The following is a 15,241-nucleotide window of genomic DNA, read 5'->3' on the forward strand; positions in this document are numbered from 1 at the left end:
CGGGCCCGGAGGCCGGCGACGGCGTCCGGTGGCGCGTGCCCGGAGGCTGGCGCGGGGCCGGAGGGGCGGGCCGGGAGGCCGGCGAGGGCGTCCGGTGGCGCGGGCCGCGACGCCCGGCGGGGCTCAGGCGGTGGCCGGGACGTCAGGCGGTCGCCTCGGCGAGCGGGTCCGGGATGCCGACCGGCTGGACCAGCCAGCCGAAGTCGCCGAAGCCGCCCGGCGCGGTGAGTTCCGCGGCCTCCCCGGCGCTCGCGAGGGCGCGCACGTACTCGGCGGGGCTGGTGGAGGCGAGCGCGAGTGAGGGGCGTGCGCCGGTGACGCCGAGTACGCGCAGAGCGGCACGCTGGGTGGTCACCTGCCCGCCCGGAAGCACACACGCGTCCAGCGCCACATGCGCCGTGACATCGCAGGACCCGTCCGGCACGGGCGCCGTCTCGCGCCCCTCACGGAAGCCGGTCAGCGTCCCGAACAGGGGGCGCGCGTCGGCGGTGTGCGCGTAGTCCACGGCCACCGCGAGCCCCCGCCGCAGGTGCCCGACCGCCTCCGCCCAGGCCGTGTCGCGGGGCAGCCCGATCTCGGCCCGCCACCCCTCCTCGCCCGGCAGCGCCCACCACCGCTCCAGCCACCGCGCCTCCGCGCCCGTGACGGGCTCCCCGAGTCGTTCGGCGCCGTCCCGGCGCACGAGGACCAGCCGGGGCACGCCCGCGGAGTCCACCTCGGCGATCTCGACGGGGACGTTGTCCAGCCACTCGTTCGCGAACAGCAGCCCGGTGACGTCCGTCGGCGGCTCGGCGTGCCACTCGATCCGGGGATCCAGCCCCGGCGGGCGCGCGGCGATCTCGACGGCGTGCACGCGCGCGCGTGCGGCCACCTCGGCGGGCAGCGCGGCGATCACCCCGGCGGCCAGCTCGCCCCGGCCCGCGGCCATGTCGACGAAGTCCAGCCGGTCCGGGTGCCCCAGCGCCTCGTCGACCCGGCACAGCAGCAGGGCCACGGCCCGCGCGAACAGCGCGGAGGCGTGCACGGAGGTCCGGAAGTGCCCGGCGGGCCCCTCCGGGCGGCGGTAGAAGCCCTCCGGCCCGTACAGCGCGTGCCGCGTCGCCGCCCGCCACCCGAGCCACTCGGCGGCCCACCCGTCACCGGGACCCGCGCCCCGCGTCTCCCGCCACACCTCGTCGTCCACGACGCAAGGCTAAGACGAAGCCCATGGACCGAGGCTAGGCGTACAGGAGAACGAGGCCTCCACCTTGCGGAGTACGCGCGGCGGGCACGGATCGGCCCTCCGGTTGACCCGGGCACACATCCGTCTTCCCTACTCTGGGTTACGTGCAGCGTCTCTATGACTTCCTCCGCAGGCACCCGACCGGGGTCGACACCTTCTGGGCGATCGTCCTGTTCGGGCTGTCCGTCGCGAGCGGAGCGGTCGAGCGGACCGACGGGAGGAACGAGCTCTGGCTCGTCGTCCCCGTGACGCTGCTGCTGTGCGTCACGGTCGCGCTGCGCCGCCGTATGCCGGAGAACATGCTGGTCCTGGCCGCGGTCGTCGGTGTCGCCCAGCTCGCCCTGAACGTGTCGACGATGCTCGCGGACTTCGCCCTGCTGGTGATCGTCTACACCGTCGCCGCCACCGGCGCGAGCTGGGCCCGCCGCTTCGGCCTGGCCGCCGGACTGGTCGCGGCGCCGCTGGCCCAGATGCGCTGGCCCGACAGCGAGGCGAGCGCGCTCGGCAACGTGGCGATCGCGGTCTTCCAGACCGTGCCGTTCGCGCTGGCCTGGGTGCTCGGCGACTCGCTGCGCACCCGCCGCGCCTACTTCGCGCAGCTGGAGGAGCGCGCGGCCCGGCTGGAGAAGGAGCGCGAGGCACAGGCGAAGGTCGCCGTCGCCGCCGAGCGCGCCCGGATCGCCCGCGAACTGCACGATGTCGTCGCGCACAACGTCTCGGTGATGGTCGTCCAGGCCGACGGCGCCGCCTACGTCCTCGACGCCGCGCCCGACCAGGCGAAGAAGGCCCTGGAGACCATCTCCTCCACCGGCCGCCAGGCCCTCGCCGAGATGCGCCGCCTGCTGGGCGTGCTGCGCACCGGCGAGCACCAGGAGGCCGGGGAGTACGTGCCGCAGCCCGACGTCGAGCAGATCGAGGAGCTCGTCGAGCAGTGCCGCGGCTCCGGGCTGCCCGTCGACTTCAAGATCGAGGGCACCCCGCGACCACTGCCCAGCGGCGTCGAGCTCACGGCGTACCGCATCGTGCAGGAGGCGCTCACCAACACCCGCAAGCACGGCGGCGCGAACGCCGGCGCCAGCGTGCGCCTGGTCTACTTCGACGACGGCCTCGGCCTGCTCGTCGAGGACGACGGCAAGGGCGCCCCGCACGAGCTGTACGAGGACGGCGGCGTCGACGGCCGGGGCCACGGCCTGATCGGCATGCGCGAGCGGGTCGGCATGGTCGGCGGCACCCTGGACGCCGGCCCGCGGCCGGGCGGAGGATTCCGCATCAGCGCCCTGCTGCCGCTCAAACCGGCCCACTGAGACCTGTCGTACGCCCCGCGGCCGACACCCCGTAGGACCCAGCCGACCCCCGCAAGACGGAAGAGGACCCGATGACGATCCGCGTGATGCTCGTCGACGACCAGGTGCTGCTGCGCACCGGATTCCGGATGGTGCTCGCCGCACAGCCGGACATGGAGGTCGTCGCGGAGGCGGGCGACGGCGTCGAGGCCCTCCAGGTGCTGCGCTCGACCGATGTCGACGTGGTGCTGATGGACGTCCGGATGCCGAAGCTGGACGGCGTCGAGACCACCCGGCGCATCTGTTCCGAGCCCGAGCCGCCGAAGGTGCTGATCCTGACCACCTTCGACCTCGACGAGTACGCCTTCTCCGGGCTGAAGGCGGGCGCCTCCGGTTTCATGCTCAAGGACGTGCCGCCCGGTGAACTCCTCGCCGCCATCCGCTCCGTGCACAGCGGCGACGCGGTCGTGGCCCCCTCCACCACCCGGCGGCTGCTGGACCGGTTCGCGCCGATGCTGCCCACCGGCGGGCGCGAACTCCAGCACAAGGAGCTGGAGCGGCTCACCGAGCGCGAGCGCGAGGTCATGATCCTCGTCGCGCAGGGACTGTCCAACGGTGAGATCGCCGCCCGGCTCGTGCTGTCCGAGGCGACCGTGAAGACGCACGTCGGACGCATCCTGACCAAGCTCGGCCTGCGCGACCGCGTACAGGTGGTCGTGCTGGCCTACGAGACCGGGCTGGTGCGGGCCGGCGGACACGGCTGACGTACGCGCGGCGCCCCGGTACGGTCTGCGCATGCTCCTGTGGATCAACGGCCCCTTCGGGGGCGGCAAGACACAGACCGCACACGAGATACACCGCCGGCTGCCGGGCAGCGTCGTCTGCGACCCCGAGCACGCCGGGTTCGGCCTGCGCCGCATGCTCCCGCCCGGACTGCGCGGGGACTTCCAGGAGCTGACGTCCTGGCGCACCGGCGTCGTCGAGGTCCTCGACCTCGCCCTGACCAAGCACGACGGGGTGGTGATCGCGCCGATGACGGTCACCGACCCCGGCTGCTTCGCCGAGACCGTCGGGCGCCTGCGCGAACTCGGCCACCCCGTGCACCACTTCACGCTGCTCGCCCAGCGCGAGACCGTACTGAAACGGCTGCGCGAGCGGGGGTTCGGCCATCTCCCGCGGTACGTCGCAGGGAGGAACGCGGGGCTGCGCCGGGAGAGCTGGGCCGTCTCCCGGCTCGACCACTGCCTGGAGCGGCTGAGCGAGCCGGAGTTCGCCGAGCATCTGTGGACCGACCACACGACCGTGCCCAAGACCGCCGACCGCATCGCCGTCCTGGCCGGGCTGACGCTGCGGCGCAACAACGAGGGCGCGCTGCGGACGCGGGTACGTCAAGCCTGGGTGGGGCTGCGGCACATCCGCTTCGACTGAGCCCGGGCCGCTCCCGCCGCGGCCTTGCTCAGCGGAGGATGCCCTCCAGGAAGTCGCTGCCGAGCCGGGCCACCACGGCGACGTCCAGCTGGTGCAGGACGTACCGCCCGCGTCGGCGCGTGGTGACCAGCCCCGCCTTCTTCAGCACCCCGAGGTGCCGGGATATCTCGGGCGCGGTCATGCCGTGCACCTGGGCCAGGTCGCTGGTGGTGTACGCGCTGCGGGCCAGATGACGGCACAGGCGCATCCGCACGGGGTGGGACAGCGCGGTCATCCGCAACGTCAGCTCCTCGACCGACGGCGGCGAGGTCAGCTCGGGCGAGCCGACGGGGTAGTGCAGCACCGGCTGCCAGCCCGCGCGGTGCAGCACCGACAGATGGGGCCTGCCGAGGCTGGTCGGCATCAGGAGCAGGCCGTCGGGCCCGGCCGACGTACGTCCTTCGAGCACCTTGTCCACGACGATCCGGCCGCCGCGCTCGTCCAGGGAGACGGCCGGGGACACCGCGGCCAGCGCCGGTGCCAGGCCGCGGCGGCGCAGCAGCTCGGTCTTGTGCCGGGCGTCGGCCGCCAGCTGGTGGCTCAGCCGGGACCAGGCCGCCGCGAAGAAGGCCTCGTCGCAGTCCTCCAGGAAGCGGCGCAGCCACGCGCGCACGGCGGGCGGGTCGTCCAGCAGCCGCTGGGTGAAGCGCACCTGCTGCGGCCCGCGCGCGACGGCCGTCTCCAGGGCCCGGCGGCGCACCTCGGGGTCGCTGAGCACCAGCGGCGGCGGGTCGTCGGACGGGGACAGGCACACGAACTCCAGTGCCGCGTCCACGAACTGCTCGTCGGTCAGCTTGTCGAGCTGGTCCAGCTCCTCGGCGAGCGTCGCGCCCGGCAGGGTGCCGCCGGGCAGGCCCGCGAACGGCATGAACACGTCCGAGAACGTCGTCCGCCACAGGAAGTCGGCCTCGCACATCCGGTCGGCCAGATGCGGGTCCAGGCGGGCGGTCACGCCGGTGGCCCACGCCTGGAGGCCGGGGTGGTGGGCCGGTTCGGACAGGGCGTGCAGCGCCATGCCGAGCTCGGCCAGCGGGGCGGTCACGAAGACCACCCTGTCCGTCCGCAGCCCGGTGATGTCGATGCTCACGCTCATGGCCCCATGGTGCACCCGGCCACTGACAACGCCGCCGCCGATTGACGGGCCCCGTCAATCGGGCCGGCCCCCCTCGCCGGGGCTGGTGGTCGTCCGTCCCTCGCCGGCCCTAGCGGTTGCCTGTCCTCGCCGCCGGGGCTAGCGGTCGCCCGCCTCCGGCAGCCGCGCGGCGAACTCCCGTGCCGCCCGCCGTACGTCGTCCGCCGTCCACTCCAGGCCCGCCGAGCGCACGGTGACCTCGGTGAGGGCCAGCTCCGGCCCGCCCGGCTGCCAGCCGCCGGCGAACAGCATCGTGCCGGTCTCCTCGGCCTGGCGCACGGCGGCCTCCGCGAGCACCTCGGGGGCGTACGGCAGCCAGACCTGGAACTCATGGGTGTGCGGCACCCCGGGGTGCACCCGGGCCCACGGCACACCAGCCCCGGCGAGGCCCTCACGCAGCGCGGCCGCGACCACGCGCGCGTGCCGGACGTACTCCGGCAGCCGGGGCAGCTCGCGCTCCAGTCCGATCAGCGCGGACAGGGCCGTCGGGAACTGCTGGAAGGCCAGCCCGCCGTAGCGGTGCCGCCAGGTCTTCGCCTCCTCGACGAGGGAGTCCGGGCCCGCGAGCGCGGCGCCGCCGAAGCCGTCCAGGGACTTGTAGAAGGACACGTAGACGCTGTCCGCGAGGCCGGCGATCTCGTCCAGGGGGCGGCCGAAGTGCTCGGTGGACTCCCACAGGCGCGCCCCGTCGAAGTGCACCACCGCCTCGCGCTCGCGCGCCGCGTCGACCAGTTCGCCGAGCTCCTCCCAGCCCGGCAGCAGGAAACCGGCGTCCCTGAGGGGGAGCTCCAGCATCAGCGCCCCGAAGGGCTCCTCGAAGTCACGCACCTCGGCGGCCGTCGGCTGCCGCGACTCGGACGTCAGTCGCACCGGCCGCAGCCCGCTGACCCGGCTGAACGCCTGCCGCTCGTGCACCTCGGGGTGGGCCAGCCCGTGCAGCGCGACCGCGGCGTCGCCGGTGCGGCCCGCCCAGCAGCGCAGGGCCACCTGCTGGGCCATCGTGCCGGTGGGGAAGAACGCGGCCGCCTCGTGGCCCAGCAGGGAGGCGACCCGCGCCTCCAGGGCCTCCACGATCCGGTCGCCGTACATGTCGGCGGTCTCGTCCAGGTCGTACGCCTCGGCGCCGGCCTCCTGGAGCCATGTCAGCCGCTCGCGGAGCGACTTCCCGAAGCCCGCGCGGGACAGCACCCGCCGGGCCTCGCGGTGGGCCGCGCGCCGCCGCTCGCGCAAGGCCTCCGGCCCCGATCGGGTGTCCTGTCCGTCCTCGTGCCGCGCCACGTCGCTCATGGGGCGGATCATCTCGTCATCCGCGGGGGCACGGCACAGGGATTTTCCCGGTCCCGCCGTCCGGAGGGGGGCGAAGGCCCTCCCCGCGCGGACGCCTGCCGCCCGTGTGCGGAGCCTCGGGCGGGTTCGCGAAGACCGCGTGGGGAAACCCACAGCCTGTGGATGACCGGGGACCCCTCGAACCGATCGCGTTAACATGACGAGAAATCGTCCGGTACCCAGAGCGGACTGGAACGGGAAGGCCACCGTCGCGTGAGTACAGTCCAACAACCAGACCCCAGGGACCGCCCCGCACGGCTCACCGTGGGCGTCGTCGGCGCCGGCCGGGTGGGCCCCGCGCTCGCCGCGTCCCTCCGGCTCGCCGGGCACCGGCCCGTCGCCGTCTCCGCGGTCTCCGACGCCTCCCGCCGCCGCGCGGCGGAACTGCTGCCCGACGTCGCCGTCGTGCCGCCCGCCGAGGTGCTCCAGCGGTCCGACCTGGTGCTGCTCACCGTCCCCGACGACACCCTGCCCGGCCTGGTGGAGGGCCTCGCCGAGACCGGCGCCGTACGCCCCGGCCAGCTCCTCGTGCACACCTCCGGCCGCTACGGCGCCAAGGTGCTCGACCCCGCCACGCGCGCGGGCGCCCTGCCGCTCGCCCTGCACCCGGCGATGACCTTCACCGGCACCGCCGTCGACGTACAGCGCCTGGCCGGCTGCTCCTTCGGCGTCACCGCCCCCGACGAGCTGCGGCTGGCCGCCGAGGCCCTGGTCATCGAGATGGGCGGCGAGCCGGAGTGGATCGCCGAGCAGAACCGCCCGCTCTACCACGCGGCCCTCGCCCTGGGCGCCAACCACCTGGTCACCCTGGTCGCCCAGAGCATGGAACTGCTGCGCACCGCCGGTGTCGCCGCCCCCGACCGGATGCTCGGACCGCTCCTCGGCGCCGCCCTCGACAACGCCCTGCGCTCCGGCGACGCCGCCCTGACCGGGCCCGTCGCGCGCGGGGACGCGGGCACGGTCGCCGCCCACGTCACCGAGCTGCGCAAGCACGCCCCGCAGACCGTGGCCGGCTATCTGGCCATGGCCCGCGCCACCGCGGACCGCGCGCTGGCCGGCGGACTGCTCAAGCCGGAACTCGCCGAGGACCTGCTCGGCGTACTCGCCGACGAGGCCGAGAGCTACGGCGCCGAAGGAGACGCCCGATGACCACCACCCTGCTGCGCACCGCCGCCGAACTGTCCGCACGCGCGCGTGGCGGCCGCCGCGCCGTCGTGATGACCATGGGCGCCCTGCACGAGGGCCACGCCACGCTCGTCCGCGCCGCCCGCGAGGCCGCCGGGCCGGACGGCGAGGTCGTGGTCACGGTCTTCGTCAACCCGCTCCAGTTCGGCCAGGGCGAGGACCTCGACCGCTACCCGCGCACCCTGGACGCCGACCTGAAGATCTCCGAACAGGCCGGCGCGGACGTCGTCTTCGCACCCTCCGTCGAGGAGGTCTACCCCGGCGGCGAACCCCAGGTACGGATCAGCGCGGGCCCCATGGGCGAACGCCTGGAAGGCGCCTCCCGGCCCGGCCACTTCGACGGCATGCTCACCGTCGTCGCCAAGCTGCTCCACCTCACCCGGCCCGACCTCGCCCTCTTCGGCCAGAAGGACGCCCAGCAACTCGCCCTCATCCGGCGCATGGTCCGCGACCTCAACTTCGGCATGGAGATCGTCGGCGTGCCGACCGTGCGCGAGGACGACGGCCTCGCGCTGTCCAGCCGCAACCGCTACCTCTCCGCGCCCGAGCGCCGCACCGCGCTCGCCCTGTCCCGCGCGCTGTTCGCCGGCCGCGACCGGCACGCCGCCCAGGAGGCGCTGCGCGCCCGCGCCCTGGAGGTGCCCGCGCCGCCCGCGCGCGCGGAGGCGCTCAGCGCCCTCGGGGAGTCCCGCGCCGCCGCCGACGCGCACGCCGTCGCGCAGGCCGTGCCCGGCGCCGCGGCCGCCGTCCGCCAGGCCGCCCGTCTGGTCCTGGACGACGCCGCCCGTCTGGTCCCGCCGCTGACCCTCGACTACCTCGCGCTCGTCGACCCCGCCGACTTCACCGAGATCGACGACGACTTCACCGGCGAGGCCGTCCTCGCCGTCGCCGCCCGGGTCGGGACGACCCGGCTGATCGACAATCTCCCCCTCACCTTCGGAGCCGCCTCGTGACCACCACAGGCATACGACTGCACGCGCCCGCGCCCGGCTGGTCGATCGACGCGGACGTGGTCGTCGTGGGCTCCGGCGTCGCGGGCCTGACCGCCGCCCTGCGCTGCCAGGCCGCGGGCCTGACCACCGTCGTGGTCACCAAGGCCCGCCTGGACGACGGCTCCACCCGCTGGGCGCAGGGCGGCATCGCCGCGGCCCTCGGCGAGGGCGACACCCCCGAACAGCACCTGGACGACACCCTCGTCGCCGGCGCCGGACTCTGTGACGAGGACGCCGTGCGCATCCTCGTCACCGAGGGCCCCGACGCCGTGCACCGGCTCATCGCCACCGGCGCCGAGTTCGACACCGACGACGAGGGCGGCATCGAGCTCACCCGCGAGGGCGGCCACCACCGCCGCCGCATCGCCCACGCGGGCGGCGACGCGACCGGCGCCGAGATCTCCCGCGCGCTCGTCGAGGCGGTCAACGGAGTGATGCCGTCGGGCACACGGGCGCGTGGCCTTCGCACGATCGAGAACGCGCTCGTCCTCGACCTGCTCACCGACGCCGACGGCCGCACCGCCGGAGTCACCCTGCACGTCATGGGCGAGGGCCAGCACGACGGCGTGGGCGCCGTGCACGCCCCCGCGGTCGTCCTCGCGACCGGCGGCATGGGCCAGGTCTTCTCCGCCACCACCAACCCGTCCGTCTCCACCGGCGACGGCGTCGCCCTCGCGCTGCGCGCCGGCGCCGAGGTCTCCGACCTGGAGTTCGTCCAGTTCCACCCGACCGTGCTGTTCCTCGGCGCCGACGCCGAGGGGCAGCAGCCGCTCGTCTCCGAGGCCGTACGCGGCGAGGGCGCCCACCTCGTCGACGCCGACGGCGTGCGCTTCATGGTTGGGCAGCACGAACTGGCCGAGCTGGCGCCCCGCGACATCGTCGCCAAGGGCATCATGCGCCGCATGCAGGAGCAGGACGCCGAGCACATGTTCCTCGACGCCCGGCACTTCGGCGCCGAGATGTGGGAGCACCGCTTCCCGACGATCCTCGCCGCCTGCCGCGCCCACGGCATCGACCCCGTCACCGCACCCATCCCCATCGCCCCGGCCGCCCACTACGCCTCCGGCGGCGTACGCACCGACTCCCGGGGCCGCACCACCGTGCCCGGCCTCTACGCGTGCGGCGAGGTCGCCTGCACCGGCGTGCACGGCGCCAACCGGCTCGCCTCCAACTCCCTGCTGGAGGGCCTGGTCTACGCCGAGCGCATCGCCGGCGACATCACCGCCCGGCACGCGGAGAACCGGCTCCACGCGCGCGTGCCCGCGCCGGTGCCCCACCCCGAGGTCCCGGCGCACCCCCTGCAGGCCGCCGAGGCCCGGTTCGCCATCCAGCGGGCCATGACCGCCGGCGCGGGCGTCCTGCGTTCCGCCGGCTCCCTCGACCGGGCCGCCGAGCAGCTCCAGCGGCTGCACGCCGACGCCCGTGACGCCCTCGACGAGAACGGCAAGACCGCCGAGCCCGGCGTCGACACCTGGGAGGCCACCAACCTCCTGTGCGTCGCCCGTGTCCTGGTCGCCGCCGCCCGGCTGCGTGAGGAGACCCGCGGCTGCCACTGGCGCGAGGACCGGGCCGACCGGGACGACACGGCCTGGCGCCGCCATATCGTCGTACGGCTCAATCCCGACCGCACGCTCGCCGTGCACACCACCGACACCGCAGACTTTCCCCCGACCCGGCAGCCCCAGCCCTCTCAGGAGCAGTGACAGAAGTGAGCGACACCGACCTTCCCCTCGTCCAAGAAGGCGGCTGCGGCGACGGCTGCGCCTGCGGCGCCGACGAGGAGTACCCGGAGAGCGGGCTCGACCCCGCCCTCGCGCAGCTGCTCGCCGACGCCGGGCTCGACCCGCTCGAGGTCGAGGACATCGCCAACGTGGCGATCCAGGAGGACCTGGCCGGCGGCGTCGACGTCACCACCGACGCCACCATCCCCGAGGACGCCGTCGCCACCGCCGACTTCGTCGCCCGTGAGGCCGGCGTCGTCGCCGGCCTGCGCGTCGCCGAGGCCGTCGTCTCCGTCGTCGCCACCGACGAGTTCGAGGTCGAACGCCACGTCGAGGACGGCGAGCAGGTGGACGCCGGGCAGAAGCTGCTGTCCGTCACCACCCGCACCCGCGACCTGCTCACCGCCGAGCGCAGCGCGCTGAACCTGATGTGCCGTCTGTCGGGCATCGCCACCGCCACGCGCGCGTGGGCCGACGCCCTGGAGGGCACCGGCGCCCGCGTCCGCGACACCCGCAAGACCACGCCCGGGCTGCGCTCGCTGGAGAAGTTCGCCGTGCGCTGCGGCGGCGGCGTCAACCACCGCATGTCCCTGTCGGACGCCGCGCTCGTCAAGGACAACCACGTCGTCGCCGCCGGTGGCGTCGCCCAGGCCTTCAAGGCCGTCCGCGAGGCCTTCCCCGAGGTGCCGATCGAGGTCGAGGTCGACACCCTGCACCAGCTGCGCGAGGTCCTCGACGCGGGGGCCGACCTGATCCTGCTCGACAACTTCACCCCCGGTGAGTGCGAGGAGGCCGTCGCCCTCGTCGGCGGCCGCGCCGCGCTGGAGGCCTCGGGGCGGCTGACCCTGGCCAACGCCCGCGCGTACGCGGAGACCGGCGTGGACTTCCTCGCCGTCGGCGCGCTCACGCACTCCTCGCCGATCCTCGACATCGGCCTCGACCTGCGCGCGGCGGAGTAAGGGAGCGGTACCGGCCATGCTGCTGACGATCGACGTGGGCAACACGCACACCGTGCTCGGCCTGTTCGACGGGGAGGACATCGTCGAGCACTGGCGGATCTCGACGGACGCGCGCCGTACCGCCGACGAGATGGCGGTCCTGCTCCAGGGCCTGATGGGCATGCACCCGCTGCTCGGCGACGAGCTCGGGGACGGCATCGACGGCATCGCCATCTGCGCGACCGTGCCGTCGGTGCTGCACGAGCTGCGGGAGGTCACGCGGCGGTACTACGGCGACGTACCCGCCGTGCTCGTGGAGCCCGGCGTCAAGACGGGCGTGCCGATCCTCACCGACAACCCCAAGGAGGTCGGCGCGGACCGGATCATCAACGCGGTCGCGGCCGTCGAGCTGTACGGGGGGCCGGCGATCGTCGTCGACTTCGGTACGGCCACGACGTTCGACGCGGTGAGCGCGCGCGGGGAGTACATCGGCGGGGTCATCGCGCCCGGCATCGAGATCTCCGTGGAGGCGCTCGGGGTGAAGGGGGCGCAGCTCCGGAAGATCGAGGTGGCGCGGCCGCGGAGTGTCATCGGCAAGAACACGGTCGAGGCGATGCAGTCGGGGATCGTGTACGGGTTCGCCGGGCAGGTCGACGGGGTCGTCAGCCGGATGGCGCGGGAGCTGGCGTCCGATCCGGACGAGGTGACGGTCATCGCCACGGGTGGGCTGGCGCCGATGGTGCTCGGTGAGTCGCATGTCATCGACGAGCACGAGCCGTGGTTGACGTTGGTCGGGCTGCGGTTGGTGTACGAGCGGAACGTGTCGCGTATGTGACGGCCTGCTGGCTTCGCGCCTGCGGTTGGTGGGTGGTGCGGGGCCGGGGCGGGGGGTGTCCGTCCTCGGTCCGCCGATCCGGTCTCCTACGGGGGTTCTGGTGTTCGACGGCGGCCGCTGCGGGCGGACACCCCCCGCCCCGTCCCCTTGCCGCCGTACGCGTCTTTCCGCCGCCGCGGGCATGCGTGCCTCCCCCAGCGCCTTAAGGGCCTGGGAGGTACCCCCAGGGCGGCACGGGTGGGCTGGGGGTCCCCCCTCTGGGGGAGGTACCTCGTCGCGCCGAGTTGCGCAGCGCCCCGTCAGTCTTCCCGTGCAGCCGGGTGGGTGGCATAGGGCGGGGACACGTGCGGGATACGCAGAGTTTGTCTGATTAGCGCGTATTGTCGGCGCATGCCCACGCCATACGGATCCCGCGGCGGCATGGCGTTCGGCGCGGAGGAGCTGCGTGTGCTCCGCCGCGCTCTCGCCCTCGCCCTGCACCCCGGCCCCGCCCCGGCCCAGGACGTCCAGGAATGTCATCGCCTCGCGGAGTCGCTAGACGAGGCGATGCGGGAGGGGGCCCGGCTTCGGGCGTTCCTGGTGGCCGACCTCGCCCGCTACCGGCAAGCCCTGCCCGGCACGGCGGCCGGATATCTGACGCTGCTGGAGGAGGTGCTGGGGGCCGGCCACCGCCCCGAACCCGACGACCTCGCCGCTCTGCGCGCGCTGAGGGGCAACCCGGTCGCCGCGGCGCTCCTCGCCCGCTGTCAGAGGCTCGCCGAGCAGGACGTACGCGCGCGCCTGGCCCGCCGTACCGCCGCCCGCACCGCCGCGAGTCTCGTCCCCGCCGTCCCCGCCTCCCGTACCCGGCTCCTGGCGCTACCGGGAGGCCTCGCCGGGCCGTTCGGCGCCGAGGAGGAGCCGGAGGGCCGGCCGGGCGAGGAGCCGGGAGGGCCCCGCCCCGAGAAGCCCGCCGCGCCCGAGCCCGCCCGTCGGCCGATTCCCACGCCCGGCGAGGTCTTCCCGCGGCGCAAGCCGCCCCAGCCGCCCGCCGACCCGCCGCAGCACCTGGCCGCCGGCTGAGAGGACGGCGGCGCCGCGCGCGTGTGTCACGGGGGAGCCGTCGGCACCCGGTCACGGTCCCCCACGCGCGCGTGGCTACTCTGGGGGCATGGACTACGTCTCCGCGCTCCTGCCCCCGGCCGTCATGGCCGTGTTCTTCATCGGAGTGATCCGGGTGATCGTCAAGACCCAGGGCGGCTCGCAGAAGGCCAAGGAGGACGCGGCCGTCGACGCCGCCCTCAAGCGCGCGCAGGGCGCCCGCCCGTCCGCGGGCGCCGACGTCTGATCCCTCCCGGGGCGCGCGGCGACCTGGCGTACGACTCCTCGTGGCACCGTTCCGGCGGGCCGAACCGAGAGTCGTGCGCCCTTTTTGTCTCGTTATGTAGATCGATGTGCACGTCTGTCATGCCATCCGCTTGATCTCCCACTATGGTGCTGAGCTGTGCCTCGCCCATTGGGAGAACTCGAAGACGCGGTCATGACGCGGGTGTGGAAGTGGAACCGCCCGGTGACCGTTCGGGAAGTCCTGGAAGACCTGCAGCAGGAACGGTCGATCGCCTACACCACGGTGATGACCGTTTTGGACAATCTCCATCAGAAGGGCTGGGTACGCCGCGAGGCGGAAGGCCGGGCCTATCGATATGAGGCGGTCTCCACCCGAGCCGCCTACGCGGCGGCCCTGATGAACGACGCCTGGGCGCAGAGCGACAACGCGGCGGCAGCTCTCGTCGCCTTCTTCGGGATGATGAGCGACGAACAGCGCCAGGCCCTCACGGACGCCGTACGGATCGTCCAAGGCCCGGAATCCGTCGAACCCGCGGAAGCCGCAGAACCCGCTCGGCCTGTCGGTCCTTCCGAAGCGGCCGGCGGGGACAACCCCGGCTCGGCACCGGAGGGCGCCGGGCGATAGCGTCCGCTCATGTCAGCAGCCAGTCCCGAAGTCTCCGCTAAAGCCATCACCGTCCGGCGGGCCCGGACCAGCGATGTCCCCGCCGTGCGCCGACTCCTTGACGACTACGCCCGTGACGGCATCCTGCTCGACAAAGCGACCGTGACGCTTTACGAGGACATCCAGGAGTTCTGGGTCGCGGAACGCGACGACAACGCCGAGGTCGTCGGCTGCGGCGCCCTGCACGTCATGTGGGAAGACCTCGCGGAAGTCCGCACCCTGGCGGTCCGGCCCGGCCTGAAGGGGGCGGGTGTCGGCCATCAGGTGCTGGAGAAGTTGCTGGAGACCGCGCGGTGGCTCGGCGTTCGGCGCGTTTTCTGTCTGACCTTCGAAGTGGACTTCTTCAGCAGGCACGGCTTCGTGGAGATCGGCGAGACGCCTGTGGGCACGGATGTGTACGCGGAGCTGCTGCGTTCTTACGACGAGGGCGTAGCGGAGTTCCTCGGTCTCGAACGAGTGAAACCGAACACCTTGGGCAACAGCCGGATGCTTCTGCATCTGTGATCGACGCCGGCCCTATGCCCCAGGTATGCCTGAGGTATCCCCAGGTATCCCCAGGTATCCCAAGGGGTATGCCGTCGCCTATGCCGGAGGTATTCTGGCCGATCCCCCTTGCCCGGTTCCCCTATGTCCGAATCGCGCATGTTTCCCGGGCGGGGGCGGGCCTGCGGTCCTCTCCCGGGGGTTTGTGTTTTTCCAGCAAAAGCGGTTTGCTTTCCGACGTAGTGCAGTACTGCATATAAGAGGGGGCGGCGAAACGGCGGAGCCGCGGACCCTCGACCCTCACGTTATCGATGAAAGGAAATCCGGTGGCACAGAAGGTTCAGGTCCTTCTTGTCGACGACCTCGACGGTGGCGAGGCCGACGAGACCGTGACGTTCGCGCTGGACGGCAAGACCTACGAGATCGATCTCACGACCGGCAATGCGGACAAGCTGCGCAGCCTTCTCGACCCTTACGTCAAGGGCGGCCGGCGCACCGGGGGCCGTGCTTCGGGCGGGCGCGGAAAGACGCGCGCCGCGGCCGGCGGCGGCAGTCAGGACACCGCGGCGATCCGCGCCTGGGCCAAGGAGAACGGCTACGAGGTCAACGACCGCGGCCGCGTTCCCGCGTCCATCCGTGAGGCGTACGAGAAGGCCAACGGCTGAGG

The 15,241-nt window shown here is 73.6% G+C and carries 16 protein-coding genes; 13 read left to right on the forward strand and 3 right to left on the reverse strand.

All coding sequences use genetic code 11. From position 1 onward, the window contains the following. Positions 1–142 precede the first annotated feature (142 nt). Positions 143–1,171, reverse strand: a complete 1,029-nt coding sequence (locus ACZ6SQ_RS18640) for an SAM-dependent methyltransferase (RefSeq protein ID WP_469563130.1) — start codon at positions 1,169–1,171, stop codon at positions 143–145. Between the two features lie 155 nt (positions 1,172–1,326). Between ACZ6SQ_RS18640 and ACZ6SQ_RS18645 the strand changes: the two genes are divergently transcribed. From ACZ6SQ_RS18645 to ACZ6SQ_RS18655, 3 genes are all read left to right on the forward strand, one after another. Next, the gene (locus ACZ6SQ_RS18645) at positions 1,327–2,526 is read left to right on the forward strand and encodes a sensor histidine kinase (RefSeq protein ID WP_386384271.1); all 1,200 of its coding nucleotides are present in this window, start codon (positions 1,327–1,329) and stop codon (positions 2,524–2,526) included. A 71-nt stretch (positions 2,527–2,597) separates the two neighbouring features. Continuing rightward, positions 2,598–3,269, forward strand: coding sequence for a response regulator (locus ACZ6SQ_RS18650; protein WP_469563028.1), 672 nt, complete (start codon positions 2,598–2,600; stop codon positions 3,267–3,269). Between the two features lie 31 nt (positions 3,270–3,300). Further along, a complete protein-coding gene (locus tag ACZ6SQ_RS18655) occupies positions 3,301–3,933 on the forward strand; it encodes an AAA family ATPase (protein WP_469563031.1) in 633 nt (210 codons plus the stop codon). A 28-nt stretch (positions 3,934–3,961) separates the two neighbouring features. Here ACZ6SQ_RS18655 and ACZ6SQ_RS18660 read toward each other — a convergent pair whose 3' ends face one another. Together ACZ6SQ_RS18660 and ACZ6SQ_RS18665 are read right to left on the reverse strand one after the other, a co-directional pair. Then, positions 3,962–5,065 carry a DUF5937 family protein gene (locus tag ACZ6SQ_RS18660; protein ID WP_469563032.1) on the reverse strand — a complete coding sequence of 368 codons (1,104 nt, stop codon included), beginning with the start codon at positions 5,063–5,065 and terminating at the stop codon, positions 3,962–3,964. Positions 5,066–5,203: 138 nt separating this feature from the next. After that, positions 5,204–6,391: a threonine aldolase family protein gene (locus ACZ6SQ_RS18665; protein WP_469563034.1), complete on the reverse strand. Its 1,188-nt coding sequence runs from the start codon at positions 6,389–6,391 to the stop codon at positions 5,204–5,206. A gap of 252 nt (positions 6,392–6,643) precedes the next feature. On the opposite strand from ACZ6SQ_RS18665, the gene ACZ6SQ_RS18670 reads away from it, so the two are divergent. The 10 genes from ACZ6SQ_RS18670 to ACZ6SQ_RS18715 all read left to right on the forward strand — a co-directional run bounded on the left by ACZ6SQ_RS18670 (position 6,644) and on the right by ACZ6SQ_RS18715 (position 15,239). Beyond that, the gene (locus ACZ6SQ_RS18670) at positions 6,644–7,579 is read left to right on the forward strand and encodes a Rossmann-like and DUF2520 domain-containing protein (RefSeq protein ID WP_469563036.1); all 936 of its coding nucleotides are present in this window, start codon (positions 6,644–6,646) and stop codon (positions 7,577–7,579) included. Then, complete coding sequence (gene panC / locus ACZ6SQ_RS18675; RefSeq protein WP_469563037.1) at positions 7,576–8,568, forward strand: pantoate--beta-alanine ligase; 993 nt, start codon at positions 7,576–7,578, stop codon at positions 8,566–8,568. Before ACZ6SQ_RS18670 ends, panC begins: the two co-directional genes overlap by 4 nt. Next, positions 8,565–10,310 carry an L-aspartate oxidase gene (locus ACZ6SQ_RS18680; RefSeq protein ID WP_469563039.1) on the forward strand — a complete coding sequence of 582 codons (1,746 nt, stop codon included), beginning with the start codon at positions 8,565–8,567 and terminating at the stop codon, positions 10,308–10,310. The genes panC and ACZ6SQ_RS18680 overlap by 4 nt, the downstream gene beginning before the upstream one ends. A gap of 5 nt (positions 10,311–10,315) precedes the next feature. Then, positions 10,316–11,287: a carboxylating nicotinate-nucleotide diphosphorylase gene (nadC, locus tag ACZ6SQ_RS18685; RefSeq protein WP_469563041.1), complete on the forward strand. Its 972-nt coding sequence runs from the start codon at positions 10,316–10,318 to the stop codon at positions 11,285–11,287. A gap of 16 nt (positions 11,288–11,303) precedes the next feature. Further along, the gene (locus ACZ6SQ_RS18690) at positions 11,304–12,101 is read left to right on the forward strand and encodes a type III pantothenate kinase (RefSeq protein WP_469563043.1); all 798 of its coding nucleotides are present in this window, start codon (positions 11,304–11,306) and stop codon (positions 12,099–12,101) included. 420 nt (positions 12,102–12,521) lie between these two features. Next, on the forward strand, positions 12,522–13,163 hold the full coding sequence (locus ACZ6SQ_RS18695) for a hypothetical protein (RefSeq protein ID WP_469563132.1): 642 nt from the start codon (positions 12,522–12,524) through the stop codon (positions 13,161–13,163). 88 nt (positions 13,164–13,251) lie between these two features. Then, positions 13,252–13,428 carry a hypothetical protein gene (locus tag ACZ6SQ_RS18700; protein ID WP_386386282.1) on the forward strand — a complete coding sequence of 59 codons (177 nt, stop codon included), beginning with the start codon at positions 13,252–13,254 and terminating at the stop codon, positions 13,426–13,428. A 192-nt stretch (positions 13,429–13,620) separates the two neighbouring features. Next, a complete protein-coding gene (locus tag ACZ6SQ_RS18705) occupies positions 13,621–14,052 on the forward strand; it encodes a BlaI/MecI/CopY family transcriptional regulator (protein ID WP_386386280.1) in 432 nt (143 codons plus the stop codon). A 9-nt stretch (positions 14,053–14,061) separates the two neighbouring features. Continuing rightward, positions 14,062–14,595: an amino-acid N-acetyltransferase gene (locus ACZ6SQ_RS18710; RefSeq protein WP_386386278.1), complete on the forward strand. Its 534-nt coding sequence runs from the start codon at positions 14,062–14,064 to the stop codon at positions 14,593–14,595. Between the two features lie 305 nt (positions 14,596–14,900). Further along, complete coding sequence (locus ACZ6SQ_RS18715; protein WP_386386276.1) at positions 14,901–15,239, forward strand: histone-like nucleoid-structuring protein Lsr2; 339 nt, start codon at positions 14,901–14,903, stop codon at positions 15,237–15,239. The last annotated feature ends 2 nt before the right edge of the window (positions 15,240–15,241 follow it).

It is taken from the genome of Streptomyces sp. NPDC048600 (assembly GCF_055587025.1).

Coding starts and splice junctions, on each gene's coding strand:
- ACZ6SQ_RS18690 (WP_469563043.1), top strand. CDS start 11,304: ATGCTGCTGACGATCGACGTGGGCAACACGCACACCGTGCTCGGCCTG.
- ACZ6SQ_RS18700 (WP_386386282.1), top strand. CDS start 13,252: ATGGACTACGTCTCCGCGCTCCTGCCCCCGGCCGTCATGGCCGTGTTC.
- ACZ6SQ_RS18705 (WP_386386280.1), top strand. CDS start 13,621: ATGACGCGGGTGTGGAAGTGGAACCGCCCGGTGACCGTTCGGGAAGTC.
- ACZ6SQ_RS18695 (WP_469563132.1), top strand. CDS start 12,522: ATGGCGTTCGGCGCGGAGGAGCTGCGTGTGCTCCGCCGCGCTCTCGCC.
- ACZ6SQ_RS18650 (WP_469563028.1), top strand. CDS start 2,598: ATGACGATCCGCGTGATGCTCGTCGACGACCAGGTGCTGCTGCGCACC.
- ACZ6SQ_RS18665 (WP_469563034.1), bottom strand. CDS start 6,391: ATGAGCGACGTGGCGCGGCACGAGGACGGACAGGACACCCGATCGGGG.
- ACZ6SQ_RS18655 (WP_469563031.1), top strand. CDS start 3,301: ATGCTCCTGTGGATCAACGGCCCCTTCGGGGGCGGCAAGACACAGACC.
- ACZ6SQ_RS18660 (WP_469563032.1), bottom strand. CDS start 5,065: ATGAGCGTGAGCATCGACATCACCGGGCTGCGGACGGACAGGGTGGTC.
- ACZ6SQ_RS18710 (WP_386386278.1), top strand. CDS start 14,062: ATGTCAGCAGCCAGTCCCGAAGTCTCCGCTAAAGCCATCACCGTCCGG.
- panC (WP_469563037.1), top strand. CDS start 7,576: ATGACCACCACCCTGCTGCGCACCGCCGCCGAACTGTCCGCACGCGCG.